This window comes from Bilophila sp. T19-St14, assembly GCF_059728385.1.
In genome coordinates this window covers 219,197-242,524 of record NZ_BAAGFT010000001.1, presented here as the reverse complement: position 1 = coordinate 242,524, position 23,328 = coordinate 219,197, and the positions used below count along the sequence as shown (strand labels likewise).

The window sequence follows — 23,328 nt, the reverse complement described above, 5'->3', positions numbered from 1 at the left end:
ACAGGCGAATTTGTAGGCAAGTCATCCCGTGCCGAGACGGAGCACTTCTCCCGCCGTCAGATGTCCGACCGAGGGCACGCCGTCCTTCAATTCGAGGATACCCGCGCATACTTTTTACAGGCGGCGACGCACGCCGTGATCCCACAGGCAAGGCGCTTGCTGACACCGATCGAGATCGTCGAAGATTTTTCTTTGATTTCCAAGGAGCTCCCCTGCCTTCTGAGGCTTTTCTCAGCGGTGTATTCCCCGTACAGAGCAAGCAGCCGTTCACCGATGAACTTCGTATCCGTGACGTGTTCCCACCCGTATATCTCGATGCGCCTGCCGATGCCGTCCGGGGCCATCATGTCGGCGGTCCCGGTACGCAGGCTCTCAAGGGATTCGCCTTCACAGTTACCGCACAGCAACAGCAAGCGGGGAAATTCGGGCTTCTTGGGCAGGATCTCGCGCAGCACCTTGACCAGCCGTGGGCGTGGCGCCGCTGCTCCTGATTCGCCATTATACAGCCACCGAGCAGGTACCCTTCAATATTGGGCTGTGAGGGGGCACCTTGGCGACGCGGTAAATCTTGGCGGCAACGGGTTTGCCGCTGGCATCGGCGTAGTTGGCGGCCTTGAGGCCCACGGCGTTCAGCCCGTCGAGGCCCATCATGGCGGAGCCGCCGATGGTATGGCGGCCCACATAGCCGGGGCTCACTTCATCGTAGCCCATGTTCATGAGAAAGCCGATGCCGCAGGCGTCCGTCTCTTCGATGCCCCAGCCGATGACGTCCAGATCCGTGGGCTGGCCGGGCAGATCACGGGCGATCTTGATCCCGAAATCGGGGCGGCGAGGCCCGTCTGCGCAACGCAAAAGAGCGTGAGGAAGCCGCTGCGAGGCCTCCGCCCGTCCTTCCTCCATCCGAGGGCGGTTCCGGGCGTTTGAACTTCATCGCCCTATCATGTATGAACAGAAACCGTTACGAAGCGGGGCCCGGGCATGGAGAGGCGCGCTGCGACGCCACCCGCGCACGCCGCAAGCGTCAACCGAAAAACGAAACAGGCGAGAAGGAAAGCTGTAATGGAACAGATTATATTGACTGGAGATCGGCCCACCGGAAGATTGCATGTCGGCCACTACGTCGGTTCGCTGAAGCGCCGGGTGGAGCTCCAGAACTCCGGCAAATACGACAAGATTTTCATCATGATCGCGGACGCGCAGGCGCTGACCGACAACGCCGAACATCCCGAAAAGGTGCGCCAGAACATCATCGAAGTCGCGCTCGACTACCTCGCCTGCGGCCTTGATCCGGTAAAATCCACGATGTTCATCCAATCGCAGATCCCGGAACTCTGCGAACTCTCTTTCTATTATATGAACCTCGTGACCGTGGCCCGGCTCCAGCGCAACCCCACGGTGAAATCCGAAATCCAGATGCGCAATTTTGAGGCCAGCATCCCGGTCGGCTTCTTCACCTATCCGATCAGCCAAGCGTCCGACATTACGGCCTTCAAAGCAACGGCCGTGCCCGTTGGCGAAGATCAGGCCCCCATGCTGGAGCAGACCAAGGAAATCGTCCGCAAGTTCAACGCCGTTTACGGGGACACGCTGTTCGAACCTGAAATGCTGCTCCCGGACAATAAGGCCTGCCTGCGCCTGCCCGGCATCGACGGCAAGGCCAAAATGAGCAAATCGCTCGGCAACTGCATCTATCTGGGCGAGGACGCGGACGAGGTCAAAAAGAAGGTCATGTCCATGTTCACCGACCCGAACCACCTCCGCGTGGAAGATCCCGGCCAGGTCGAGGGCAACCCGGTATTCACCTATTTGGACGCGTTCAGCCGCCCCGAACATTTTGAGCGCCATTTCCCGGATTATCAGAATATCGAAGAAATGAAGGCCCATTATACCCGTGGCGGCCTCGGCGACATGAAGGTCAAAAAGTTCCTGAACAACGTCCTGCAGGACGAACTGGAGCCCATCCGCAGCCGCCGCCGGGAACTTGAAAAGGATATTCCCGCCATCTATGACATTCTCAAGGAAGGCAGCATACGGGCCCGCGAAGCCGCCGCCCGGACGCTGGATGACGTAAGGCGGGCCATGAAGATCAACTATTTTGAAGATATGGATCTGATCAGCGAACAGGCGAAGAAATACGCCCGCTCGTGCTGACGGGCTTTCAAGCCGTATGAAGCCGGAAGGGAAGCGTTTCTGAAAGGCTCAGCCATAGCATGCGGTTGTTTCATCCCCACAGATCGGTGAAAAATACAGCCTTTTTCTCCAGTTTTTCCATTGGCGGAATCCACGGCCAAGGCGTTTTGCTGGTTATTTGAAGTTCCAAAGGAATAACTCATAAAACGCCCCAATCATGGAGTCCATTAGCGGAAAAATCAGATAAAAAGTATATATTTTCAGTGTACTACAGAAAAAAAACAACCATATGATAGCCTTCTGAAAAATGCAGGCCATCCCTTCACCAAGAAAGGCCCCGCACATCCCTCAGGCTGAGCAGGTATGCGCGGGGCCTTTTCGCTTGGTTGTGTCATAGAAAGTGGTTGATGCTTTTTCCTTGAAGTTCCAAAGGAATAACCAACAAAATACCTCAGCTGGGGATTCCGCAAGGGAAAAGCAGTATAAAAAGTCTGTATTTTCAGTATGTTATAAAACAAAACAACCACATACCATGACAGAGACTTTCGCTTAGGCTCTGTCAAAGCATTATTGATGCCATGTTACCGCAATGGATTTCATTGAGTTTTTTGAAGGCATCTGCTGGCGCAGCCAACGACGGAAAAACGTATTTCATCAACGCACCCACAATGCCGCCCCCTCCATAAGCGGCAGCAGCTCCGTATTGTGGAAAGCGCCGCCTTCATAGTGGGGCGACTGCGATATTGCGTCAAGACGGGCACCTTCAGGCAGCTTGCCGAATGAAGCCTGCGGCATGAAAGCATACCCTCCCCCGGCAAGGATACAGAGCAAAAGCACCAAGCCCAATGCCACGCGCATCCCCCTTTTTATGGAATATCCAAAGCGTGTCGCCTTTCAAACGCGAACGGGAGACGGCAAGGCGAATCGGCCTACGAGACAGGCACTTTTGCAATGAAAGCCGCATTTCAACTATCTGAAGCCCAAAATGATTTTTGGGAAACTCATCGAAAAGGCGAATGTCTCCGGCCCACTTCCAGAACCGCCTTGCCGCCTCCGCCGCTGCCCTCCGCGCACATCGGCGGAATCCAGCCGCCTTACAAGGTGATCAAATCGTATTGATTGTTCCCCATGCCTTGGAGCTTCATATACTCAAGCTGGCGCAGGCCGCTGCGGGACTCGATGCGTTCCACAAGGTCGCGCCGCTGCGCTTCGGGCAGCGCATAAACCATGTCCACCGAAGCCTGATCGACAGCCAGAATATCCGTCGAGGCAATGATCCCCAAATCCGGCGTGGTGGGTGCCGCCGCGCCAAGCCCGGCGCAGTCGCAATCCACCGACAGGTTCCGAAGTACGTTGATATAGGTAATATGCTGCCCAAAATGATTGGTAATGGCTTTGCCGCCTTCCACCATCCGTTCCATGAACAGCGGGCCTCCGGGCCAGCTCCCGTCGCCGGGAAGCTGATGGATCTGCTGCTTGCCCAGCTTCCCTGAGGCACAGCCGATGGAAATGTTTTTGAGCGATCCGCCGAAACCGCCCACGGCATGCCCTTTGAAATGGGTCAGCACCAGCATGGAGTCATAATTCAGGATATGTTTGCCGACGGACACTTCCGCAAGCCATTTTCCGCCGGGAATGGGGAGGCTTATGTCCCCATCCTCATCCATGATGTCGACGTGGCAGAAAGTCCAGCCGTTGGCCCTCAGGGTTTCACGATGCCCTTCCGTGGTCTGCCTTGGGCTGGGATACAAAACATTGCATTCCACAATGCTGCTGTTCGGGATATTCGCTTGAAACCCTTTGACCATTTCACGGGGTAAAATATTCGGCCCATGCGGTTCGCCCGTATGCAGCTTGATGGCGATCCTGCCGATCATGCCCTGATTGACGCGGGCGTAGACCTTCATCAACCCTTCGAGGCTGATGTCCTTCGTAAAAAAGACCTTTGCCTTTTCCTGCGGCGCGGCAATGGCTGAATCGGCTCTAGGGAACCCACCCAAAGCGAAGGCCCCTACAGCGAACGCTCCACCCTTCAGAAAACTCCGACGCGAAAACTGTCCGGCCATACTGTGCACTCCTTAATTGCCTTTACACAATGGTGTTTGTAACCTTTTTATTCATTCTTCTTTCAAAGCAGCTTCGTGGCATCCCGTACTCGAAAACAGAAAATATATCGCCGCATGTTTTCAAAAAGGCTCTGTTATAGTTTGTGGTTGTTTCATCTCCACAGTGCGGTGAAAAATACAGCCTTTTTCTCCGGTTTTCCTCTTGGCGAAATACAGGGCTAAGGCATTTTGTCGGTTATCCCTGTGGAACTTCAAGGAAAAAAGCATCAACCATTTTCTATAACACAGCCTTCAAAAATATGTTTCCAGCGCACGGCATATAAGGCAAGGCCACATCCCCGGCCTTTAGGGGCAACGGATTCCCCATGTATTGCCCTTCCGTTATTTTTCCAGCCACTCGACGTTGTTCCCGCCTTCTTCTCCAGCCACGGAAATATGAAACGTGGCGACACCGGGCGCGGCTCTGTGCCAGTGTTTGATACACGGAGGAAACAAGACCACATCGCCGGGGCGAACCTCTTGAGTCGGCCCTCTCTGCCCCCTGCCGACTCCAACCGTAATGATCAGAGCCTGCCCCAAAGGATGGGTATGCCATGCAGCACGGGCTCCTGGCTCAGAGGTGGCGTATGCGCTTGAAACACATACGGCGCATGGCCGGGAACGTAGGATCTGAACCGTGCCGGTAAAACCATGTATCCGGCCCCTTATGGAAGGCTGTGAACTGTACGCAGGATGATCGGATCACCCACAGCGACGGCGGAAGGCATATCTTTTTCCATATGACGGACTCCATTATCGCCGTTTTCCCTATAGGGGGAGAAACGGCTTCCTACTCCGAAGAGCAGACAGCACCTTATTTCCTGCCCGTTTCCCCCAGCAGGCTTTACGGGGAAGCAAGGAATGGCTTCAGATACTTCTTTTCAGCCCACATCACTTGCCGTTATACTGGGCATCGGTCACTTTTTCCATCCACTCTACAACCTTGCCGGGCTCCTTTTCCTCACAAATAGAAATATGCGTCATAGCGCTATTCGGTGCGGCGCCGTGCCAATGCTTGACTCCCACAGGGCATATGACTACATCCCCCGCCCTGATTTCCTGCATCGCCTTGCCCCATTCCTGAGTCCGGCCAACACCGGAAGTAACAATCAGCACCTGCCCCACAGGGTGGACATGCCAGTTTGAGCGGGCCCCCGGTTCAAATGTGACGCTGCCTCCGCTGGAACGCATATCATTGTTCGCCGCGTAGAGGGGATCAATGCGTACGCTGCCTGTAAAAATCGTATCCGCCCCCTTGATGGAAGCCTGTTCACCATTTCGCACGATGACTTGTCCCGTCTTGCCGGATTCCGCGGCCTCAGCCGGAACAGCAAGCACCCCCTGAGAAACAGCCCAAAGCACGGCCAACATCATTGCTGAGAGTCGATTCATAGCATATATCCTTAATGGTTAAGTGATGATGGAATATACGATAGCGTTAGCCGAAACCGTGCGGTAGACACAATTCTCTCTTAATCTTGCCTGATCCTCTCTTTTCTCTGAAAAACGCAATCTAAAACAAAAAGGAAGTAATCCCCGCCTGTTGTGGACAAGTAGTGGATGCTTCCCCCGCATGAACCTTCCCACTCCAGCACAAAACAAAACCCAACGGCCGCATGCCGCTTGCTTAACCAGCCCACTAACAATGCAAAACGGGCCGACGAACTGCTCTGTCGGCCCACATGCTTTTAAGATACTGAAAAGGCGCTCAAGGAGACATTCGCCTTTTCGATGATTTTCTAAAAAATTCATTTTGAATTTCAGATAGTTGAAATACGGCTTTCATTGCAGAAGTGAATGTCCCGCTCAAGAGAAGGCTTGAATTTTCAGTATGATCCATTTTTATAACCGACGCCGGGCATGAAATGGCCGATGTGGGCGTCACTGAAAGCTGTACCGGCGACTGGCCTATCCCAATTCCCCTTGCCGATGTAACCACTGAATCCAAATGGAATATCGGGTAATCATCCGTATTTTCAAGCCAGGCTAAAATAAAATTCCCACTGGCCAGCTGATCAGCTATGGACAGATAGCGTAATTTTTAGCAAACTATTTGAAATTACACTCACTAAAGAAATATCATCATGTCTATGCGCAATTCTCCACTCTATCTTCCAATATTGTCCATCCTTGTGGCCGTGGAGCTGGTACTCGCCTTTTCCGCATTCGGTTATATTGTTATTCCGCCTATCTCTTTTACCCTCATGCCACTGCCGGTTCTTATAGGGGCATTACTGTTTGGGCCTGCAGAAGGCCTGGTTCTAGGTGGAATATTTGGGCTAACGAGCATGTGGAAAGCATCCGTGACTGCTACAGCATATGCCGATCAAATTTTTTCACCGTTCATCAGTGGTGCTCCAGTATCCAGCCTCATAGTCAGCGTTGGAATGCGGATGGCCTTTGGTTTTCTGGCGGGCTGCCTCTTCCTTCATGCAAAAAAGAACACCAGATATAAAAAAGCGTGCATAGCTTTCGCAGCTATCCTAGCAGACTTTCTGCACTCGTTTTTGGTAATCACAGCCATACAAATCCTGTTTCCTGAATCCGGCATTACTCTATTTTATGGACTATTACGAAAACTGTCTCTACAAAATTTTATAGAATGGGGTGTCGTCGGCCTGCTCATAATAGGCGTTTACGCCGTATCAAATTCCAAAGAAATACTCTTTATCCGTGATGAAATAAAAAAGACGGAGGGGATTGCAGCACACCCGAAAATCTTATTGGGTTTGGCCGGATTTATCCTATTGATGTTTCTATTGACATTGGGGCTATGGTATCATTTTTACAATCGAACAGAAATGATATTGCGCTGTGAAGGTGTTGCCATATCCGAAAAAATCCTAAGCCAATTTTGGCAGTTGGGAGCACAGTTTTTAGTAGCCGTTATCTCGTTATTTTTGGTCGTCTCCATTGTCTTGATTCTAACTGAAAAATATCTCCTGAAATTGACTCAGCAGGCTAAGCGCGACTTGATGACAGGGTTGTACAATAAGATGACCCTGACGCGGTATGTCGATATGGCTTTACGCGATAACAATTCTGGTTTCTTGCTTATACTGGATGTGGACAACTTCAAGCGGCTTAACGATACATACGGCCATCCCGCCGGGGATAAGGTCTTAATATCTATTGCCAGTATTCTTCAGGCTCATTTTGATGGACACGGGATGGTAGGCCGTTTGGGCGGAGATGAATTCTGTGTCTATGTAAGCAATCTATCCAAGGCGAAGATGATTGAGAAAGCTGACAAAATAGGCAAAGATATAGCCGCACTGTCCATATCGGGGACATACGATGTTTCATGCAGTATTGGTGTCGCGTTCTGTGAAGGAAAGCGGAATTTTATGGAAGCATATACTGCGGCAGACCAAGCGTTGTACCATTCTAAAGAGTTAGGTAAAAATCGCTGTTCATTTGAAAGAGCCCACCCCCTCTTTTGACGATGAATTCCAGTAACAGCGCGTAGGGAATCACATTCCCTCTCGCCCGTGTGCTTGCATGAATATTTTTGGGATAGACATCCAGCTTTTTTTCAATTCCCGGACACGCCGTAACCATCCCTCTTCTTGAACATGTTCCATCTTTTTTACTTCGGAACTACCCAATACCCTCGCAGTTAAAAGGATATACTCCCAAATAACAACCGCCCGCATAGCGGATAGTTTATTGTTTCGGCCTTTTTGTGTCCTCAATAGGTAAAGCCTATAGTTAGGCTCCAATATGCCAAAATCCAATTTTTATCATAACAATAAACTCCATTATGACTATAGCAAGCAAGAAACTCCATATTATAAGCAAGCGGCGTCCCCAATGCTTTTTATTTTTATATTGCAACCCTATCAAATATTTATTCTTCTGATTGTATCTGACATGACAAAATACAAATGGAACAACAATAAGAATAATACTTCCTAATAGTTGCAGTACCAATGAAATGTTCAGTTTGTTTACGACAGATACTAAGGGAAGAAAAAAAGTACAATACCAACATATTGCAATGAGCATATTTCCATCACCCGGACTTTGCTCTCGTTGGTGGAATCGCTCTCCGACATACCATACATAATCAATTAAGGACATATTCAGCTTACGTTTCACGACGCTTTGGTAGGGGATTATATTAGCATATGCTAATCCAATAATACCTAACGGATAATCGACTTTCCAAGGATGATTGGTACGCTCGCCATCAAATCCATTTGAACAACAAAAAGGACGGCCACACCGCGCCGATTAAGCAGTTCCGTTAGGGACAGCATACGAGACGTTCACTTTCGCAATGAACGCTGCATTTCAACTATATGAAATTCAAAATAACATATTAGAAAATCACCGAAAAGATGAATATCCCCACATACTGCGACAACCGGCAGCAGGCAGGCTTCCGGGAAGCCCGTACCTTTCCGGGCAGGCTAAAACGGCGGAACGGCATGATCAGCGCAGGTACTTCTGGAGCATGCGCAGCACTTCCTTCATATCAAGCGGCTTGGCAATGTGCGCATTCATGCCGCTGTCCAGACACTTCTGAATATCCTCGGAAAAGGCGTCGGCCGTCATGGCTATGATGGGAATATCGGCATCCGGCCTGTCCATAGCCCGAATGCTTCTGGCCGCCTCGTAGCCGTTCATGACCGGCATACGAATATCCATAAGCACCACGTCGTAATACCTCACGCTGGACTCCCTGAACATATCCACGCATACCTGCCCGTTTTCCGCCCAATCCAAGTCAAAGCCATATTCCTGTAAAAGCGTGCTCGCCACTTCCCAATTCAGCTCGTTGTCTTCGGCCAACAGAATACGTTTTCCCTTCCAATCCGGCACGGCGTGCTCTTCCTGAAGCCCGCCCGGTTCCGCATCCTCTTCCACAAACCGCTTCAATTCATAAAACAGCGTGGACTTGAACAACGGCTTGGAAATGAAGCCGGTAATACCGGCAAGGCGGGCCTCTTCCTCGATTTCACTCCAGTCATAGGCGGAAATCAGCAGGATGGGCACATCTTCGCCCAAATGCCGGCGCAGTTCCCGCGCCGTTTCAAGCCCGTTCATTCCCGGCATTTCCCAATCCAGAAGCACCATATGATAGTCTTGGCCCTGCTCATGGCGGCGCACGCTCATCTGGACGGCACTCTGCCCGTCCTGTACCCATTCCGCCTGTATCCCCAACTCCATCAGGGAAGAGGCGGCACTCCGGCATAACTCCTCGTCGTCGTCCACCACCAGAATGCTCCAGTCGGGCAGCACCATGTCCTCTTCCTGCATGTCCACCCTTTCCATATCCAGCGTGATGTGGAACTCCGACCCCCGATCCGGTTTGCTGCGCAGCTCTATGGTTCCCTTCATCTCGTCCACGATATACTTGGTGATGGCCATGCCCAACCCCGTTCCTTCTATCCTGTGGACGCGGGCATTGGGCTCGCGAGAAAACGAATCATAGATTCTCTTCTGGAATTCTTCCGTCATGCCGATGCCAGTATCCTTCACATGGATATGGGTGCGCACATGCCCATCTCCCAGAGGGGAACGCTCCTGATACAGGCTCACGGCGACGGAACCGCCCAGGGGCGTGAACTTGAGCGCGTTGGAAAGCAGATTCAGCAGAACCTGATTCAGCCGCACGTTGTCGGAATAGACTCTTTCGGCCAGAATATCGTGGATGCGGATATCGAAACGCAGTTTCTTCGCCCTGACCTGCGGCTGCACGATGCCCACCAGCCCTTCCATGACCTCACGCAGGGAAACGATGTCGATATTGAGCGAGAGCCTGCCGCTCTCGATCTTGGACATATCCAGCACATCGTTGATCAATCCCAACAGATGCCTGCTGGAAAGCGTGATTTTCCGCAGGCAGTCGTGAACAATGGCGGTATTCTCGAAATTCGACGCGGCGATGGCCGTCATGCCCACGATGGCGTTCATGGGCGTACGGATGTCGTGACTCATATTGGACAGGAATTCGCTCTTGGCGCGGTTCGCCCTGTCCGCCTCATGTTTCGCCTGCCGCAGCGCAAGCACCTGCCGCCTCGCCGTCCTTCCATAAAGGAACACCATGACCAATACCGGCAGCAGAATCAGTACGCACCCCAGCAGCGAAACAAAAAGCCTCCTGTCTCCCAACTCCGCGATTATCATGTCGAGAGGCCCATGAGGCATGACCGTCACCAGAAACCACTCGGAAGAAGGCATCTTTGAACAGTACACATGGCGGCGTTCCCCCCCGTCGCGCATGGTGAGGAGCATGGTATGCGGCTCGTCACGCATAAGATGTTCCCTCATGGCGGCGACCATCTCCGCGGGCGACACATCGTCGAAAACGCACTCCTCCATAAGCCTGTTGTAATAGTTGCCGCCCCCAAGCCCCGCATTGCTGAGCACGAAGCTCCCGTCCCTGCGGATGATATGGGAAAAGGTCAGAAAATTTTCTACGGCATCAAGCGACAGGGATTCGTTGAGGTTTTCGAGAGGGACCCCGGCCACCAGAGCCGTGCATTGCCTGCCGTCCGACATGGGATACCCTTCCGATAGGGGATAGCCTACGGATATGCCCAGCAGAAGAAGCTTCTCCCCGGATGGCGTGACGCCGATACTCACTTTCCGCTCAGCGTTGTTCAGGGACAGGAGAAACGCTCCCTCATTGAGGACGGTCACAGGTTCGCCGTGGATGACGTCGGCATATCCGTCCGTGGCGTAAAGGGCCAGATAGGAAAAATCCCTCAGGGCGGCATGATCGTTCATCTGCTGCCGTACCTCCGGAACGAGGCCCGCAGCCATAGCCTCCGGCAGAGTGCGGTCGAGGATGACCTCAATCTGTTTCAGGCGCAGGGAAATGATGGACGCGAAGTGCAGATTCACCTGATTGTTTATCTCTTTCAGATAGATCTCGCCCACTATGCGGATGGATTCCCCGGTATGGCGAACCATATCGCGGGTGCTCCAGACGAAAAACCCAACGCAGATGAAGACGCTGATGGCCCCACCGATGACGAACTGGCGTATATTCTTCATGAAACCTTTTGCTCCTCGCAGCACATTCCGGTTATGGGCGGGACGGGACGGCTAGCCATTCTTGATGAATTTTTCCAGCAGGCTGAAGAGAAGACTGAAATCAATGGGCTTGGCCACATGCGCATCCATGCCCGCCGCCGTGGTAGCCACGATGTCCTCCGCGAAGGCGTTGGCCGTCACCGCAATGATGGGGACGCTTTTCGCATCGGGCCTGTCCATGGCCCGTATCTGCCGGGCCGCCCCGCAGCCGTCCAGTTCCGGCATCTGCATGTCCATGAGGATGAAATGGAAAGAAAACGGTTCGGATGCGGCAAACTGTTCCACGGCTTCCGTGCCGTTCCATGCCTGAACGACCTCTATTCCGTGCATGGAAAAGACCTCGACGGCCAGTTCCATGTTCACCATATTGTCTTCGGCCAGCAGGATGCGCTTCCCGCGGAGGGCTTCCATATCCGGGGCATCCTGCTTTTCCTTCTCTTCCCCCGCGCAAACGGGATCGACACTGACGAAGGGCAAGACGATGGTGAAGGTACTGCCGCGCCCCACTCCGCTCTCCACGCTGATTTCACCGTTCATCTGCTCCACAAGATTCTTGGTGATGGACATTCCCAACCCCGTCCCGGCCACCTTTTTTGAGCCAAAACGATTTTCCCGCGCGTAGGGCTCGAACAGATGGGGGAGGAAATCCGGGGACATCCCTATACCGGTATCCGAAACCACGAATTTGTATTTGTCGGTATTCCTTATCTGGGTGACGGCGATGGAAATGGCATCATCCGCCGAGGTAAACTTGAAGGCGTTGGAAAGCAGATTATTCAGAAGCTGCCCTATGCGCACAGGGTCGGCCATGACCCATGCGTTTTCCAATTCCATGCTCGCCTGTAGGCTCTTGTGCTCCACCTCAGCCTGCACACGATAGGCATCAAGGCAGTCCTGAACGCATTGCCGCAGGTCTATCTTTTGATTGTTCAGGTCGAACCGCCCTTCCTCCATGCGCGACAGGTTCAGAATGTCGTCGATCAGGTTCTTGAGCTGGAAGCTGGAGTAATGGATTTTATCAAGGTATCCGGCGACTTTCTCCTTATCGTCCAGAGCCTGCCTTGCCAGATCGGACATGCCGATGATGGCGTTGAGCGGCGTGCGCATGTCATGCGACATATTGGCGAAAAAGGCTTGCCTAGCCTTTTCGCTCCGCCGGGCGGCTTCCAGCGTATCTTCCAGCAGTTTCCGCTCCTGAAGCTGCCACAGCTTTTCCTGTTCTATTTCACGGAAACAGAGCACCACTTCCTCAGGCGTCAGGGATTCGTCGAACAGGACGCGCACACTGACCCAGCGGTATTCTTCACCAAAAAGGCGGCGAAAATCCCCCCCGAAGTCCCGGACTTTGCGGGAAACAAGCGTGCGGATGCTTTCACAGGAAAAATTCTGCCTGTATTCCTCACGGGCGTCCGGCTCAATGACCTCCAGCATGACCTGCATCAACAGGCTGTATTTCCCGGTCTGCGAGACCCTTTCCCGTACGTAGCCAGACCCCTTGATCATTTCATAGGCATCATTCTCAAAATTTACGCGGTACAGCGCATAATAGGAGTTGCCCAAGACCCGCACGGCCTCGTTGGTGCGCTTCATAAGCGTATTCACCCTGCCGGAACGCCATGAAAGGATCGCAAGTATTGCAAGGAAAATGCAAACGGACAGTATTAAAAATATTAATAACGTATTGGATTCTTTCAAAATACTGTAGTGAGGGATGGTAACGATGGAATACCATCCATTATACATCCTGTCATAGTATATAGCCCTCTTGTTGCCATCCAGATCAATAATATAAGAGTCATATTCTTCAAATTCATTATTCTGTATTTTTCTAACCAGATCGAATACATAATCTTGTAATACGTCATCCGGGACATTCAATCCTGTCTGTGTGTAAAGAAGCGTTCCATTATTGTCACAAAGGAAAAAAGATTCGTAACTTTTCAACTTTTGCGGCAGAAAATTAAAACGGAAATAGTGAGGAAAAATATCAAAAGCCAGTACGGCATTCGCTGTCCGGGATTTCTGTGCTATGGTGACTACAGGCTTGCCCGTGGCGGCGTCTTCATAAACGCCGCTGAATACAGGAACACCGGGGTTCTTCTGGGCCATTTTGAACCAGTCGCGTTCCCTAGGGGTAAAATCGGGCATCTTTTCCTGCAACTGGCGGGCTATATCGACGATCTTTCCATTCAAAACGATGTAGGGCACAACTACATTGTCCCCCAGTACAGTCTGAAGCCGCTCAAAATAGATTCGCATCCACTGGACCGTATCCTCCAGCCCCCCCTCCTGCAGACGTTTGTCCATAGATGCGGTGCCGAAGGCCAGAAGCGTCTCGTACACGGCGAGATTGCTTCTTTCCTCGGCCGCGTAGTTCCGGGCCAGAGCCATGCCCGTGACTTTGGCATTCCGAAGAAGCGTATCGCGAAAAAGGCATACCCCGCCCGCAGCCAGCGCGAGTACGACCAGAAACACGAAGATGTTGAGGGACGCTCCGCGCAAAACAGACCTGAACCCCATCGTTCCCCCTCTCAGCCTCTGAAACTCTTTTGGATAGCCTGAACGGCTGCGTCATATCTGCGTGTCACTTCCGGCACCATGCTTGCGGCTTCTGCCATATCTCCACGGCGCAAAACCTGAACTTGGCGGGCAAGCAGCTCAAACAGCCCCGTGATGGACATATTCCCGCACACCCCCTTGAGCGTGTGCGCGGCATCCAAGGCCGCGGCGCCGTCTCCGGCCTCAAACGCCCCAACAAGTCTGGCATAGGATGTGTCTGCCAAAAACTTTTTCAGCAGCCGTTCCAGCAGGGCCTCGTTCCCCATGCAGCGTTCCAGCATGCTGCCCACGTCTATCCCGCCTTCCGTCAACATGTTCTTAATGGCTGCATCCATAGCTTCTTCCCTCCTCCGAATTGCGGACATACAAACTGGCAACCTCTTCTTCCACTGCAAGGAAACGATTCAGCAGGAACGGATTGAACACCCCGCATTCCCCGCGGCAAATCATCTGCAAGGCATCCGCCCGGCTGAATGCGGCCTTGTAACAGCGCCTGCTCACCAGCGCGTCGTAAACGTCCGCCAGCGACACAATCTGTGCCCCCAGAGATATTTCATCTCCTTTCAAACCATCAGGATAGCCCCTGCCGTCCCACCGTTCATGATGATGGCGGGCTATATCGCAGGCATACTGATAGGATTCATGACAGCGCAACTGCGGGATCCTTTCCAGAAGTTCCGCGCCCTGTGTGGTATGCGTCTTCATGATCTCAAATTCTTCGGGGGTAAGTCTGGCGGGCTTGTTCAGAATGGAATCGGGAATGGCAATTTTGCCTACGTCATGCATGATGGAGGCCAAGGCGATATTTTCTATGGCTTCCTCATTCATCCCCGCTCCCAAATCCGTATGGAGCAGCAGAAGGCGAGTGATGTCATGGATACGGCGAACATGTTCGCCCGATTCTCCATTGCGGAATTCGATGGCCGTGGACAGAGCTTCAATCATTCCCTGATTCAGCTCAATGACTTTCTGCGCCTGAGCAAGCAGTTCCGACTGCTGCTCTTCCACCTTGTTTCCAAGCCTCTTCCGAGCCTGAAACAACTCCACCACAGAGTTTACACGGCGCTGCACTATATAGGGAATTACGGGCTTGCTGATGACATCCATCACGCCCAATTCATAGGCTTCTTTCGTAACGGTATCGCTGGCCTCAGCGGTAATCAGAAAAATGGGGATTTTATCAACCAAGCCCTTGGCTTTCAAATGCCGTAACAATTGTATGCCGTTCATTTCCGGCATCACTACGTCAAGGAGAACCGCGCAGTATTTATCAGGACACGCTAATATTTTTTCGAGGCCTATACTTCCGTTCTCCGCATGCTCCGAAGCATAATAGGGAGCAAACACGTTCTCAAGAATTTCACGATTGATTTCATTGTCATCAACAAGCAGTAGCGTTCCGTTATAAGCCCCTTCGCGCATAGCCGACCTCAACAAGCAAAAATTCCTTCTGTTTTAATATATTATGAGATATGCTATAAAATGAAAAACTGTTTTTTATCAATTAGTTGCTTGTACATATTCATTCTATATATTTATTTAAAATAAAAATCCTTATACATACTCCTTGGTGTCAACGCTATCAGAATTTCCTATATAATTAGCAAATTATCAAATATATTTTTCAGAATATATTGTTTTACCTTTAAAAGGCTTTTTAATAAACACACATGTATTTTATATAATTTACATATACAAACATTACTCAATGCCGGTATCACTCTTTACAATAAATAGTTCCGCCAAAGGAAAATCCCTATGCCCCCTATCAGAAACTGAGTGTGGATAAATAACTTTTGGCAGTATACACGCAGACATATCACAATGTCCAGACTGCTTCACAGGACTCTCCCACCTCTTCAAAAAGCCTTGCAGCACAAAAAGTTACATATTTTTATATTTTTTTGCTTAATTGGATAGGATTGTGCAGTTTTTCTCTTAACCAATATTTTTTTAAGGCTCTGTCATATCATGTGGTTATTTCATATCCACAACTTAAACGGATGGAGGAGAACTGCAATGCCGACTGACGGCATTCGGCATGAAACTAGACATGTAAGGGCGATGTCGGCAGTAGCTTTTTCCTCCGCCATTGTTGCCTATCTTCGCAACAAAAATACGAATATTCTACTTGTGGATACCGATACCGACACATCGGACGTACTCAAGATGCATAAATGCTTTCCCCGTCGAATCTCCCCTGCCGTCTAAACACTCTAGGCCGTGTCGTCATGTTACATATAACTATATGAAATCATTAAAAATAATTTTTTATAACCTAAAAAATAGTTAAATAATTTCAATAAATTATATCTAATTGACGACACACTCTAGACAGCACTGACAAGTGGACTAGCCTGCAGGACACTCGCAGAACTACCAAGGCTATGCCGTAGTCATCAATGCCGCCGCCCGTACCAAGACCAGCATGGCCAGTTACGGCAGCATCATGAAGGAAGCCCTGCGAGAAATACCGCGCGAGCTGACTGTTTTCTAGGTAATCAGACGGCACCGCGATTCCATAGAACTTTTACATTCCTTTCAGGAAAGTGCCTACCGACGTACCTATCCACGTCTGTCGAAATCTGTACTTCGATAAAACGCAGCGTTTTGAGATGTACCATACTTCCAACGCACGGGAACCGGTTGAGAAGAATAGTATAACGCTGGACTTTCCGGCTATCGGCACCTGTGTGGCCGACTCGTTCTATTTCAAACGGATACCCCACCACGGCGCTCGCCCTAAAAATCTACGAAATACGTGTGGAATTGCAGCATTGGCGGATAGTCCGCGCGAAAATGTATGAAGCCGTCACATGAAAAGCATCATGAACATGGCTGATATGTGATCGATCTCGGCAAAGCATACGGGAGGAAGCCGTCTGAAACGGAAGCGGCCCGTCCGCGTAATGTTAGCAACAGATTGAGAATCTTCGGAAAGACAACGCTTCTGATCGCCAATGGCCGCGATGGAACATCAGCACATCTACTGCGAGACATTGCCGGATAAAATCGCCGGAGCGTCCAGGGCCATTATGGACGGTATGGCCCCTGTCGCTGAAAAACTGCCGCAATCCAAACCAAACTCACAGGCAGTGTGGTGAGGTGAAGGAAGCGAAGTCCCCTGCCTCAAAGATTCAATTAACAGGCTGGTACCGATGGGGTTGATTGCCCTGGTTTACCTGCTGGCCTACGGGAGCCTGCTATTCTGGATAGTCTTCCGCACCGACACCGGCAAGGATATTCCTCTGGCGTTGGTGCTGCACCCGCCCTCCGGCTAGTTTATCAGCGGGTAGTATTGAGTACCAGCCTATTTTTCTCCTCGGCAGCAAAGATATTCAACCCCAAAGGAATGGTGGAAAACGGAGTATTGACACTATTTTTATTATGTCAGCCATAATATTTTTATTTCTTTTATTGTGAAACTATGATGCAAGGCATTGGATGCTCTATCGACAACACGATAGAATATTCAATGTCTTCTCATTTTAACAAATTATATAAAATAAGTAAAAGCCAATTACAATCTACTGACAGCCTAGTTTGATATTAATTTATATCCTAAAATAATATATAGTTACATACTAAAACAATATAATATTCAAAAGTAAACCAAAAATAAAAATCAAGTTTTTAATACAGATATAATGTTTTCTAAATTATTACCGGATTTATCTGATATAAGCCAGTCTCTAAAAAAAGCCAGTTAAAAAAATGTGCTAAACTACACGAGGCCGGCCTTCGCCAAATAAGCAAGACTCGTTGTGAAAAACATCATTATTTTTTCATCACTATAGGAGAACACATATATGACTAGCCCTCATCAGTTAAGCCCCTCCATAAGCTCACCTCTTAAACAAGATGACACTCTGTCAGAATACAGCATCGCTAATCTTGATGCGTTTGTCTCAACTGTCTACCTGCCTCATATCCGACTGCGCAAACGAAGCTGGCGCGTGGATGAGCGGATTGCGCGCCAACACCTGTCTTCGACTTTTGGAGACAAACAACTTGCTGAAATAAGACGCCACGAAGTGGAGGACTGGCTGCACGGGCTGGCGTCCAGCGGGCTGGCCCCGGCCACCTGCAACCGTATTCTGGCTGTCTTCAAGACAATCTGCTCGCTGGCCGAGATACGCGGCGTTTTGTCCGCAGGCCAGTCTCCCTGCATGGGCGTATCCCCTTTCAAAATACGCACGCAGCGGGAGCGCTACCTCACGCGGGACGAAGCGCGGCGGCTCATGCGGGCGCTGGAAAAAAGCGGCCACCCAGAGGCCTTTGCCCTCCGGCTGCTTTTGCTGACCGGCGCGCGCAAGAGCGAAATCCTCAAGGCCCGCTGGGAAAATGTCCGCCTTGACCTGCGTCTGCTCGTCGTGCCCTTGTCCAAGTCCGGCAAGCCGCGCCATATCCCCCTCTCAGACGAAGCCATCGCAGTCATTCGCTCCATCCCGCGCCAGCAAGGGCTCCCGTGGCTGTTCCCCGGCCATGCTCCGGGAAAGCCGCTTTCCGATCTCTATCTGTTCTGGAACAGGCTCCGGCGGGAATTGGGGCTTGCCGACGTGCGCATCCACGATTTGCGGCATACCTTCGCCTCATTTCTAGTCAATGCCGGGCACTCGCTCTATGAGGTGCAAAAGCTGCTGGGGCACGGCGATCCCAGAACCACCATGCGATACGCCCATCTGGGGCAGGCGTCGCTTGTGGCGGCAGCCCAGACTGTGAGTGCCTGTCTTGCCAGGCATGACAATGAAAACGCACGCAGGAAAACCACCCCTCCGATACCGCGTAGGGCATAGGCAAAAGGCTGCCTGAACACAGCTGCATTTTGAGGCAGAGAACAAGAGAATAAAAAGAATCAAAAATGACAAAAAGGAGGGGAGAACTGAGCTGTTGGCCGGCCTTGGATAAAAACGGCTTTGTCTTGCCTGTCTTTGGCTCCAAATGAGAGGCTCATCGACAGACACACTGTCAGTGTCTCGTTGAAATTTAAGGAAAAATTGACAGACACACTGTCGATGAAGCCTTGGAAATCAATACATTCTAATGGCTGTTTTGGCAATATCATCCCTCGAAGAAAAAAGTTTTCACTCTGCGCATATCAAAATTCCCTATAAAATTACTCTGTTATTTCCATACCTCCTCATTTTTTCATAGCCAAAATCGACAGTGTGTCTGTCGATTTTGGCAGGGGCATCGATCCTTTATGAATACAGCGGGATTGAAGGCGTGCCTCTTTTTATCCCGCAACAGTTTTCCGGAGAAAGCACAGCGCATGAGTACGGCACAGAAGAAAGATTTTCAGGAAGTGGGATTTGCCGCAGCCGTACTACGACAGGAAGCGCATGCCCTTACCATGATGGCTCGCGGGCTGGACGCAGCGTTTTGCAGCGCTGTGGATTGCCTGTACGGGATAAACGGCAGAATTGCCGTCACCGGCATGGGCAAAAGCGGGCATGTGGCCCGCAAGGTGGCGGCAACGCTGGCTTCCACGGGTTCCCCCGCCTATTTCATCCATCCGGGCGAAGCCAGCCACGGAGACTTGGGGATGCTGGCCTCCGACGATGCCGTTCTGGCCTTTTCCAATTCCGGCAATACGGCGGAGCTTTCGGACATCATCCTGTATGCGGCCCGGCGCGACATCCCCCTGATAGGGGTAACGCGCAACGCGGACAGCCTGCTCGGCAAAAACGCCGCGCACCTCCTTTTGCTGCCGCTTGTGCCGGAAGCCGACCCGCTGGACTGCGCCCCCACCACGTCCACCACCCTGCAAATGGCCCTGGGCGACGCGCTGGCCCTGACGCTGATGCGTCGGCGCGGCTGTTCTCCCGAAGAATTCCACCGCTGGCATCCGGGGGGATCGCTCGGCCGTAAACTGATGACGGTCAAGGAAATCATGCACACGGGCGAGGAACTCCCCCTGCTTCCGGCGTCCTCGCCCATGCCGGAAGTGCTCATGCTGATGACCGGCAAGGGGTTCGGCGTGGCGGGCATCCTCGAAAAAAAACGGCTTGCGGGCATCATTACCGACGGCGACCTGCGCCGCCATATGGGGCCTTCGCTCATGGACAAGAAAGCAAAGCAGGTCATGCATCCCGATCCTATCGTAGTCAATGAAGATACGCTTGCCGTGACCGCGTTGCGGATCATGCAGGAAAACAAAATCACGTCGTTGTTCGTCACCGGCGAAGGGAAGCCGGTCGGCATTCTCAATGTCCATGACTGCCTGCGCGCGGGGGTGGAATGATGCTGCGCCACTGCCTGATTCTCTCCTTCGCCCTCTGTGCCGTGCTTTCCGGCTGCGCCGCGCGCGAATCCGCCGTCCCGGCGGCCTCTGTTCCGGAGGCGGCTCCCGCCGCGTTGCCGTTCGGCGAACAGGTGGCCGCCCTGCCCGAAGGTTCCACGCAATACTTTGCCGAAAGCCCCTTTGGGCAGGCCACGCTTGATGCTGGCCCACTCTACCTTTCCGGCCTGGGCAACGAATGCCGTTTGATCCGCGTCACGCGCGGAACCGCGAGCCACAAGCTCACACTTTGCAAGGAAAACGGCACATGGCGCTTCATCCCCAGCATCTTTGAGGGCATGCCGCAATGAATGCCGGCACCTTTCCCGCGCCGCCAGTTTCCTCCGCCCTGACCGTACAGGGCCGGGTCATTACCGCCCTTATCCTGCGTGAGGTGCATACCCTGTATGGCAATACACGGCTTGGATACCTTTGGGCAATTATACAAACGGCGTTCAACATCGCGGTATTCTGGCTGTTTCGTGAGTTCCTCGGCGCACACGCCCCCCACGGCATGGGGATGGCGGTCTTCCTCCTCTGCGGCTTTATCCCCTGGTATATGTTCAGCGATACCGTTTCCCGCTGCATGAAGGCCGTAAGCGCCAATCAGGCGCTGCTGACCTTCCCGCAGGTGACGGAACTGGATCTGATGATTGCACGGTGCATCGTGGTCTGGGGAACGCAGCTCGTCTGCGCTGTCATTATTCTGTCCATTGCCGCCGCTCTGGGCCAGTCCGTGGAACTGCGCCACGTCGACAGTCTTGCCGCTACCCTGCTTTTTGCCCCCCTGCTGGGATTGGGCATGGGGCTTGTTTTCGCGTCCTTGGCCCGCCTCTGGCCCACGCTGGAACGGCTTGTCCCCATCCTGATGCGCTTCCTGTTCTTTGCGTCCGGAGTATTCTTTCAGGTTTCCGAACTGCCTGCCCGTTTTTCCGATCCCCTGCTGCTGAATCCCGTGGCCCAGCTCATTGAGTGGCAACGCCACGGCTTTTCCGCGTCCTCCTCGGCCCCCTTGTACAGCATAGGCTATGTGGCCGCATGGTGTCTGGGCTCGCTTTGCCTCGGCCTGCTGCTGGAACGCTATGCCCGCGGGAGGGAGATCCGATGATTGAGCTTTCCCGCATCTGCAAGTCCTACAGCCTGCCGCACGGCAAGCGAAAGGACGTCCTGCGCGACGTCAGCATCACCTTCCGGCCCGGCGTGAACATGGGGATCCTCGGCCTGAACGGCCAGGGCAAGTCTACGCTCATCCGCATCATCAGCGGATCGGAACGTCCCGACAGCGGAACGATAACCCGCAAGGGCCGCGTTTCCTGGCCCATCGGTTTTGCCGGAGGCTTCAACGGCAGCCTGACCGGGCGGGAAAACCTGCGCTTCACCAGCCGCATCTACGGTGCCGATATTCAGGAAGTGACGGAATTTGTGGAGGGTTTTACCGAGCTCGGCCCATACATGGACATGCCGGTGAAAACCTATTCATCGGGCATGCGCTCCAAGCTGGCGTTCGGTCTGAGCATGTCCATCGGCTTCGATTTCTATCTCATTGATGAGGCATGGTCCGTGGGGGACGCCTCCTTCCGGGCCAAGGCGGAAAAGCTCTTTGAGGCGCGCAAGGCGCACGCGACGCTGGTTGTGGTGTCGCACAACGTAGCCACCATCCGCAAGAATTGCGACAGCGCGGCCGTACTGCACGATGGCCTGCTGACCGTATACGACAAGCTCAATGACGCCCTGCGCGTCTACACGGGGATTTGCCATGCCGGACGTTGAAAAGCCCACCGCACAAGCCGCATCGGGCACAAAGGCGGCTCCAGCAAAGCAAGAAGCGGACGTAAGGCCCGCTTCTCCCGCCGCATCTCCGAAAGCCAGGGAGCAAGCCGCGGCCCCTTCCAGTACGCAGGGAAAGCCTGCGCCGTCCGCACCTGCCGCCTCAGGCAAGCCGGATCCGGTACCTCCAAAGCCCGCTGCCGCCCCAAAGCCGAATGCCGTGTCTGCACCAAAGCCCCCCGTGCCGGCCGCCCCCGTTGAACGTCCAGCGCCCCAGGCCGTCCCCCATTTGGCCCTGGCCTCGCGCCCCGCTTCTACGGCGCCCGGCAGGATACGTTCCCGGCTTTCCCCGGCCATAAAAGCGGTACTGGCTGCCGTGCTGCTGCCCACCTTATTGTCTTTGCTGTACTTCGGCCTGTGGGCTTCGCCCATGTACATCGCCGAAGCCCGCTTTGCCGTGCGCGGGGCGGAAACCAGCGGCGCGGCCGGCGGCCTTGCCGCCCTGCTGCTGCCTTCCGGCGCTTCCGTGGGCGCGGACGCGCATATCGTTGCCGAGTACATCCAGTCCCCGGACATCATGGAGGCCATTGACGGAGAACTGCACATTTTCCGCCACTTCTCCAGCCGCGAGTACGACCTCATCAGCCGCCTTGCCGCTGACGCCACACGGGATGAACGCCTTTCCTATTGGAATTGGGCGGTGAAACCCTCCTTTGACCCGGAAACCGGCGTCATCGCCCTGAGCGTCAGGGCTTATGCCCCGGTTACGGCCCAAAAACTGGCGGAAGCCGTGCTGACCAAAAGCGAGGCCCTGGTCAACGCCATGAGCCGCCGCGCGCAGGACGACGCCATCGCCCTGGCCATGAGCGAGGTAAAAACGGCGGAACAACGGGTAAGTGCCGCGCAGGACGCCATGCGCGCCTTCCGGGATCGCAGCGGGATGCTGGACCCAGCCAGTACGGCGGGCGGGCTGCAAGGCATCGTCAGCCAACTGGAAGGCGAAGCCGTAAAAGTCCGTGCCGAAATCGCGGAAGCCTCCACCTATATGAGTAAGGACGCCCCGGCATTGGTGGGATTGCGTGCCCGGCTGGCGGCTGTGGAAAAACAGCTTGCCTCGGAAAAGCTGCGCCTGGCCGGGGAAGCCCGGCCCGACAGCCTGACTTCCGTGGCAGGGGAGTATGAGGACTTGCAGACCGAAAGCGAGTTCGCCCGGCAGCAGCTCGTTTCGGCCATGACCTCGCTGGAAACCGCCCGCGTGAAGGCGGAGGCCAAGTCCCGTTATGTGGTGGCCTTCCAGATTCCGGTTCTGCCGGACGAATCCCTGTATCCCCGCCCCTTCTTGTTTACGGCCTACGTTTTTGTCGGCGCCCTGGCGCTGGTAGGGCTCTGCTCCCTGATTATAGCCGCCGTGCGCGAGCACGCCGGGTTTTAGGATAGATG

19 protein-coding genes are annotated in these 23,328 nt (G+C 53.0%); 9 read left to right on the top strand and 10 right to left on the bottom strand.

What is annotated here, in order from left to right:
- Window positions 1-86: 86 nt before the first annotated feature.
- Both AC6I1V_RS01015 and AC6I1V_RS01010 read right to left on the bottom strand, forming a co-directional pair.
- Window positions 87-455: a hypothetical protein gene (locus AC6I1V_RS01015; protein ID WP_486853796.1), complete on the bottom strand. Its 369-nt coding sequence runs from the start codon at window positions 453-455 to the stop codon at window positions 87-89.
- A 43-nt stretch (window positions 456-498) separates the two neighbouring features.
- Window positions 499-900 (bottom strand): hypothetical protein, encoded by a 402-nt coding sequence (locus tag AC6I1V_RS01010; protein ID WP_486853797.1) that lies wholly within the window; start codon window positions 898-900, stop codon window positions 499-501.
- Between the two features lie 159 nt (window positions 901-1,059).
- On the opposite strand from AC6I1V_RS01010, the gene trpS reads away from it, so the two are divergent.
- Complete coding sequence (gene trpS, locus AC6I1V_RS01005; protein ID WP_486853798.1) at window positions 1,060-2,151, top strand: tryptophan--tRNA ligase; 1,092 nt, start codon at window positions 1,060-1,062, stop codon at window positions 2,149-2,151.
- Window positions 2,152-2,784: 633 nt separating this feature from the next.
- Here the strand turns inward: trpS and AC6I1V_RS01000 are convergent.
- The 4 genes from AC6I1V_RS01000 to AC6I1V_RS00985 all read right to left on the bottom strand — a co-directional run bounded on the left by AC6I1V_RS01000 (window position 2,785) and on the right by AC6I1V_RS00985 (window position 5,627).
- Window positions 2,785-2,982 carry a hypothetical protein gene (locus AC6I1V_RS01000; protein WP_486853799.1) on the bottom strand — a complete coding sequence of 66 codons (198 nt, stop codon included), beginning with the start codon at window positions 2,980-2,982 and terminating at the stop codon, window positions 2,785-2,787.
- A gap of 242 nt (window positions 2,983-3,224) precedes the next feature.
- Complete coding sequence (locus tag AC6I1V_RS00995) at window positions 3,225-4,196, bottom strand: DUF362 domain-containing protein (protein WP_486853800.1); 972 nt, start codon at window positions 4,194-4,196, stop codon at window positions 3,225-3,227.
- Window positions 4,197-4,577: 381 nt separating this feature from the next.
- Complete coding sequence (locus AC6I1V_RS00990; RefSeq protein ID WP_497736778.1) at window positions 4,578-4,775, bottom strand: cupin domain-containing protein; 198 nt, start codon at window positions 4,773-4,775, stop codon at window positions 4,578-4,580.
- Between the two features lie 351 nt (window positions 4,776-5,126).
- Complete coding sequence (locus AC6I1V_RS00985; RefSeq protein WP_486853801.1) at window positions 5,127-5,627, bottom strand: (R)-mandelonitrile lyase; 501 nt, start codon at window positions 5,625-5,627, stop codon at window positions 5,127-5,129.
- A 692-nt stretch (window positions 5,628-6,319) separates the two neighbouring features.
- On the opposite strand from AC6I1V_RS00985, the gene AC6I1V_RS00980 reads away from it, so the two are divergent.
- Window positions 6,320-7,678: an ECF transporter S component gene (locus AC6I1V_RS00980; RefSeq protein WP_337431471.1), complete on the top strand. Its 1,359-nt coding sequence runs from the start codon at window positions 6,320-6,322 to the stop codon at window positions 7,676-7,678.
- Window positions 7,679-8,672: 994 nt separating this feature from the next.
- Here the strand turns inward: AC6I1V_RS00980 and AC6I1V_RS00975 are convergent.
- From AC6I1V_RS00975 to AC6I1V_RS00960, 4 genes are read right to left on the bottom strand one after another with little or no spacing between them, the layout of a single operon-like run.
- Window positions 8,673-11,243 (bottom strand): hybrid sensor histidine kinase/response regulator, encoded by a 2,571-nt coding sequence (locus AC6I1V_RS00975; protein ID WP_486853802.1) that lies wholly within the window; start codon window positions 11,241-11,243, stop codon window positions 8,673-8,675.
- 51 nt (window positions 11,244-11,294) lie between these two features.
- Window positions 11,295-13,802 (bottom strand): ATP-binding protein, encoded by a 2,508-nt coding sequence (locus AC6I1V_RS00970; protein WP_486853803.1) that lies wholly within the window; start codon window positions 13,800-13,802, stop codon window positions 11,295-11,297.
- A gap of 11 nt (window positions 13,803-13,813) precedes the next feature.
- Window positions 13,814-14,176: an Hpt domain-containing protein gene (locus AC6I1V_RS00965; RefSeq protein WP_302553111.1), complete on the bottom strand. Its 363-nt coding sequence runs from the start codon at window positions 14,174-14,176 to the stop codon at window positions 13,814-13,816.
- Entirely contained in the window at window positions 14,160-15,263 is a 1,104-nt protein-coding gene (locus AC6I1V_RS00960) for an HD domain-containing phosphohydrolase (protein ID WP_486853804.1), read from the bottom strand. The genes AC6I1V_RS00965 and AC6I1V_RS00960 overlap by 17 nt, the downstream gene beginning before the upstream one ends.
- Before the next feature lie 1,736 nt (window positions 15,264-16,999).
- Between AC6I1V_RS00960 and AC6I1V_RS00955 the strand changes: the two genes are divergently transcribed.
- The 7 genes from AC6I1V_RS00955 to AC6I1V_RS00925 all read left to right on the top strand — a co-directional run bounded on the left by AC6I1V_RS00955 (window position 17,000) and on the right by AC6I1V_RS00925 (window position 23,320).
- Window positions 17,000-17,122, top strand: coding sequence for a hypothetical protein (locus AC6I1V_RS00955; RefSeq protein ID WP_497736775.1), 123 nt, complete (start codon window positions 17,000-17,002; stop codon window positions 17,120-17,122).
- Between the two features lie 528 nt (window positions 17,123-17,650).
- On the top strand, window positions 17,651-18,637 hold the full coding sequence (locus AC6I1V_RS00950) for a tyrosine-type recombinase/integrase (protein ID WP_497736774.1): 987 nt from the start codon (window positions 17,651-17,653) through the stop codon (window positions 18,635-18,637).
- Window positions 18,638-19,113: 476 nt separating this feature from the next.
- On the top strand, window positions 19,114-20,085 hold the full coding sequence (locus AC6I1V_RS00945; protein ID WP_497736772.1) for a KpsF/GutQ family sugar-phosphate isomerase: 972 nt from the start codon (window positions 19,114-19,116) through the stop codon (window positions 20,083-20,085).
- Complete coding sequence (locus AC6I1V_RS00940; RefSeq protein WP_497736771.1) at window positions 20,082-20,432, top strand: RT0821/Lpp0805 family surface protein; 351 nt, start codon at window positions 20,082-20,084, stop codon at window positions 20,430-20,432. Before AC6I1V_RS00945 ends, AC6I1V_RS00940 begins: the two co-directional genes overlap by 4 nt.
- Window positions 20,429-21,229 carry an ABC transporter permease gene (locus tag AC6I1V_RS00935; RefSeq protein WP_497736770.1) on the top strand — a complete coding sequence of 267 codons (801 nt, stop codon included), beginning with the start codon at window positions 20,429-20,431 and terminating at the stop codon, window positions 21,227-21,229. Before AC6I1V_RS00940 ends, AC6I1V_RS00935 begins: the two co-directional genes overlap by 4 nt.
- Window positions 21,226-21,891, top strand: coding sequence for an ABC transporter ATP-binding protein (locus AC6I1V_RS00930; RefSeq protein WP_497736768.1), 666 nt, complete (start codon window positions 21,226-21,228; stop codon window positions 21,889-21,891). The genes AC6I1V_RS00935 and AC6I1V_RS00930 overlap by 4 nt, the downstream gene beginning before the upstream one ends.
- Complete coding sequence (locus AC6I1V_RS00925) at window positions 21,878-23,320, top strand: KpsE/RkpR family capsule polysaccharide export protein (protein ID WP_497736766.1); 1,443 nt, start codon at window positions 21,878-21,880, stop codon at window positions 23,318-23,320. Before AC6I1V_RS00930 ends, AC6I1V_RS00925 begins: the two co-directional genes overlap by 14 nt.
- The last annotated feature ends 8 nt before the right edge of the window (window positions 23,321-23,328 follow it).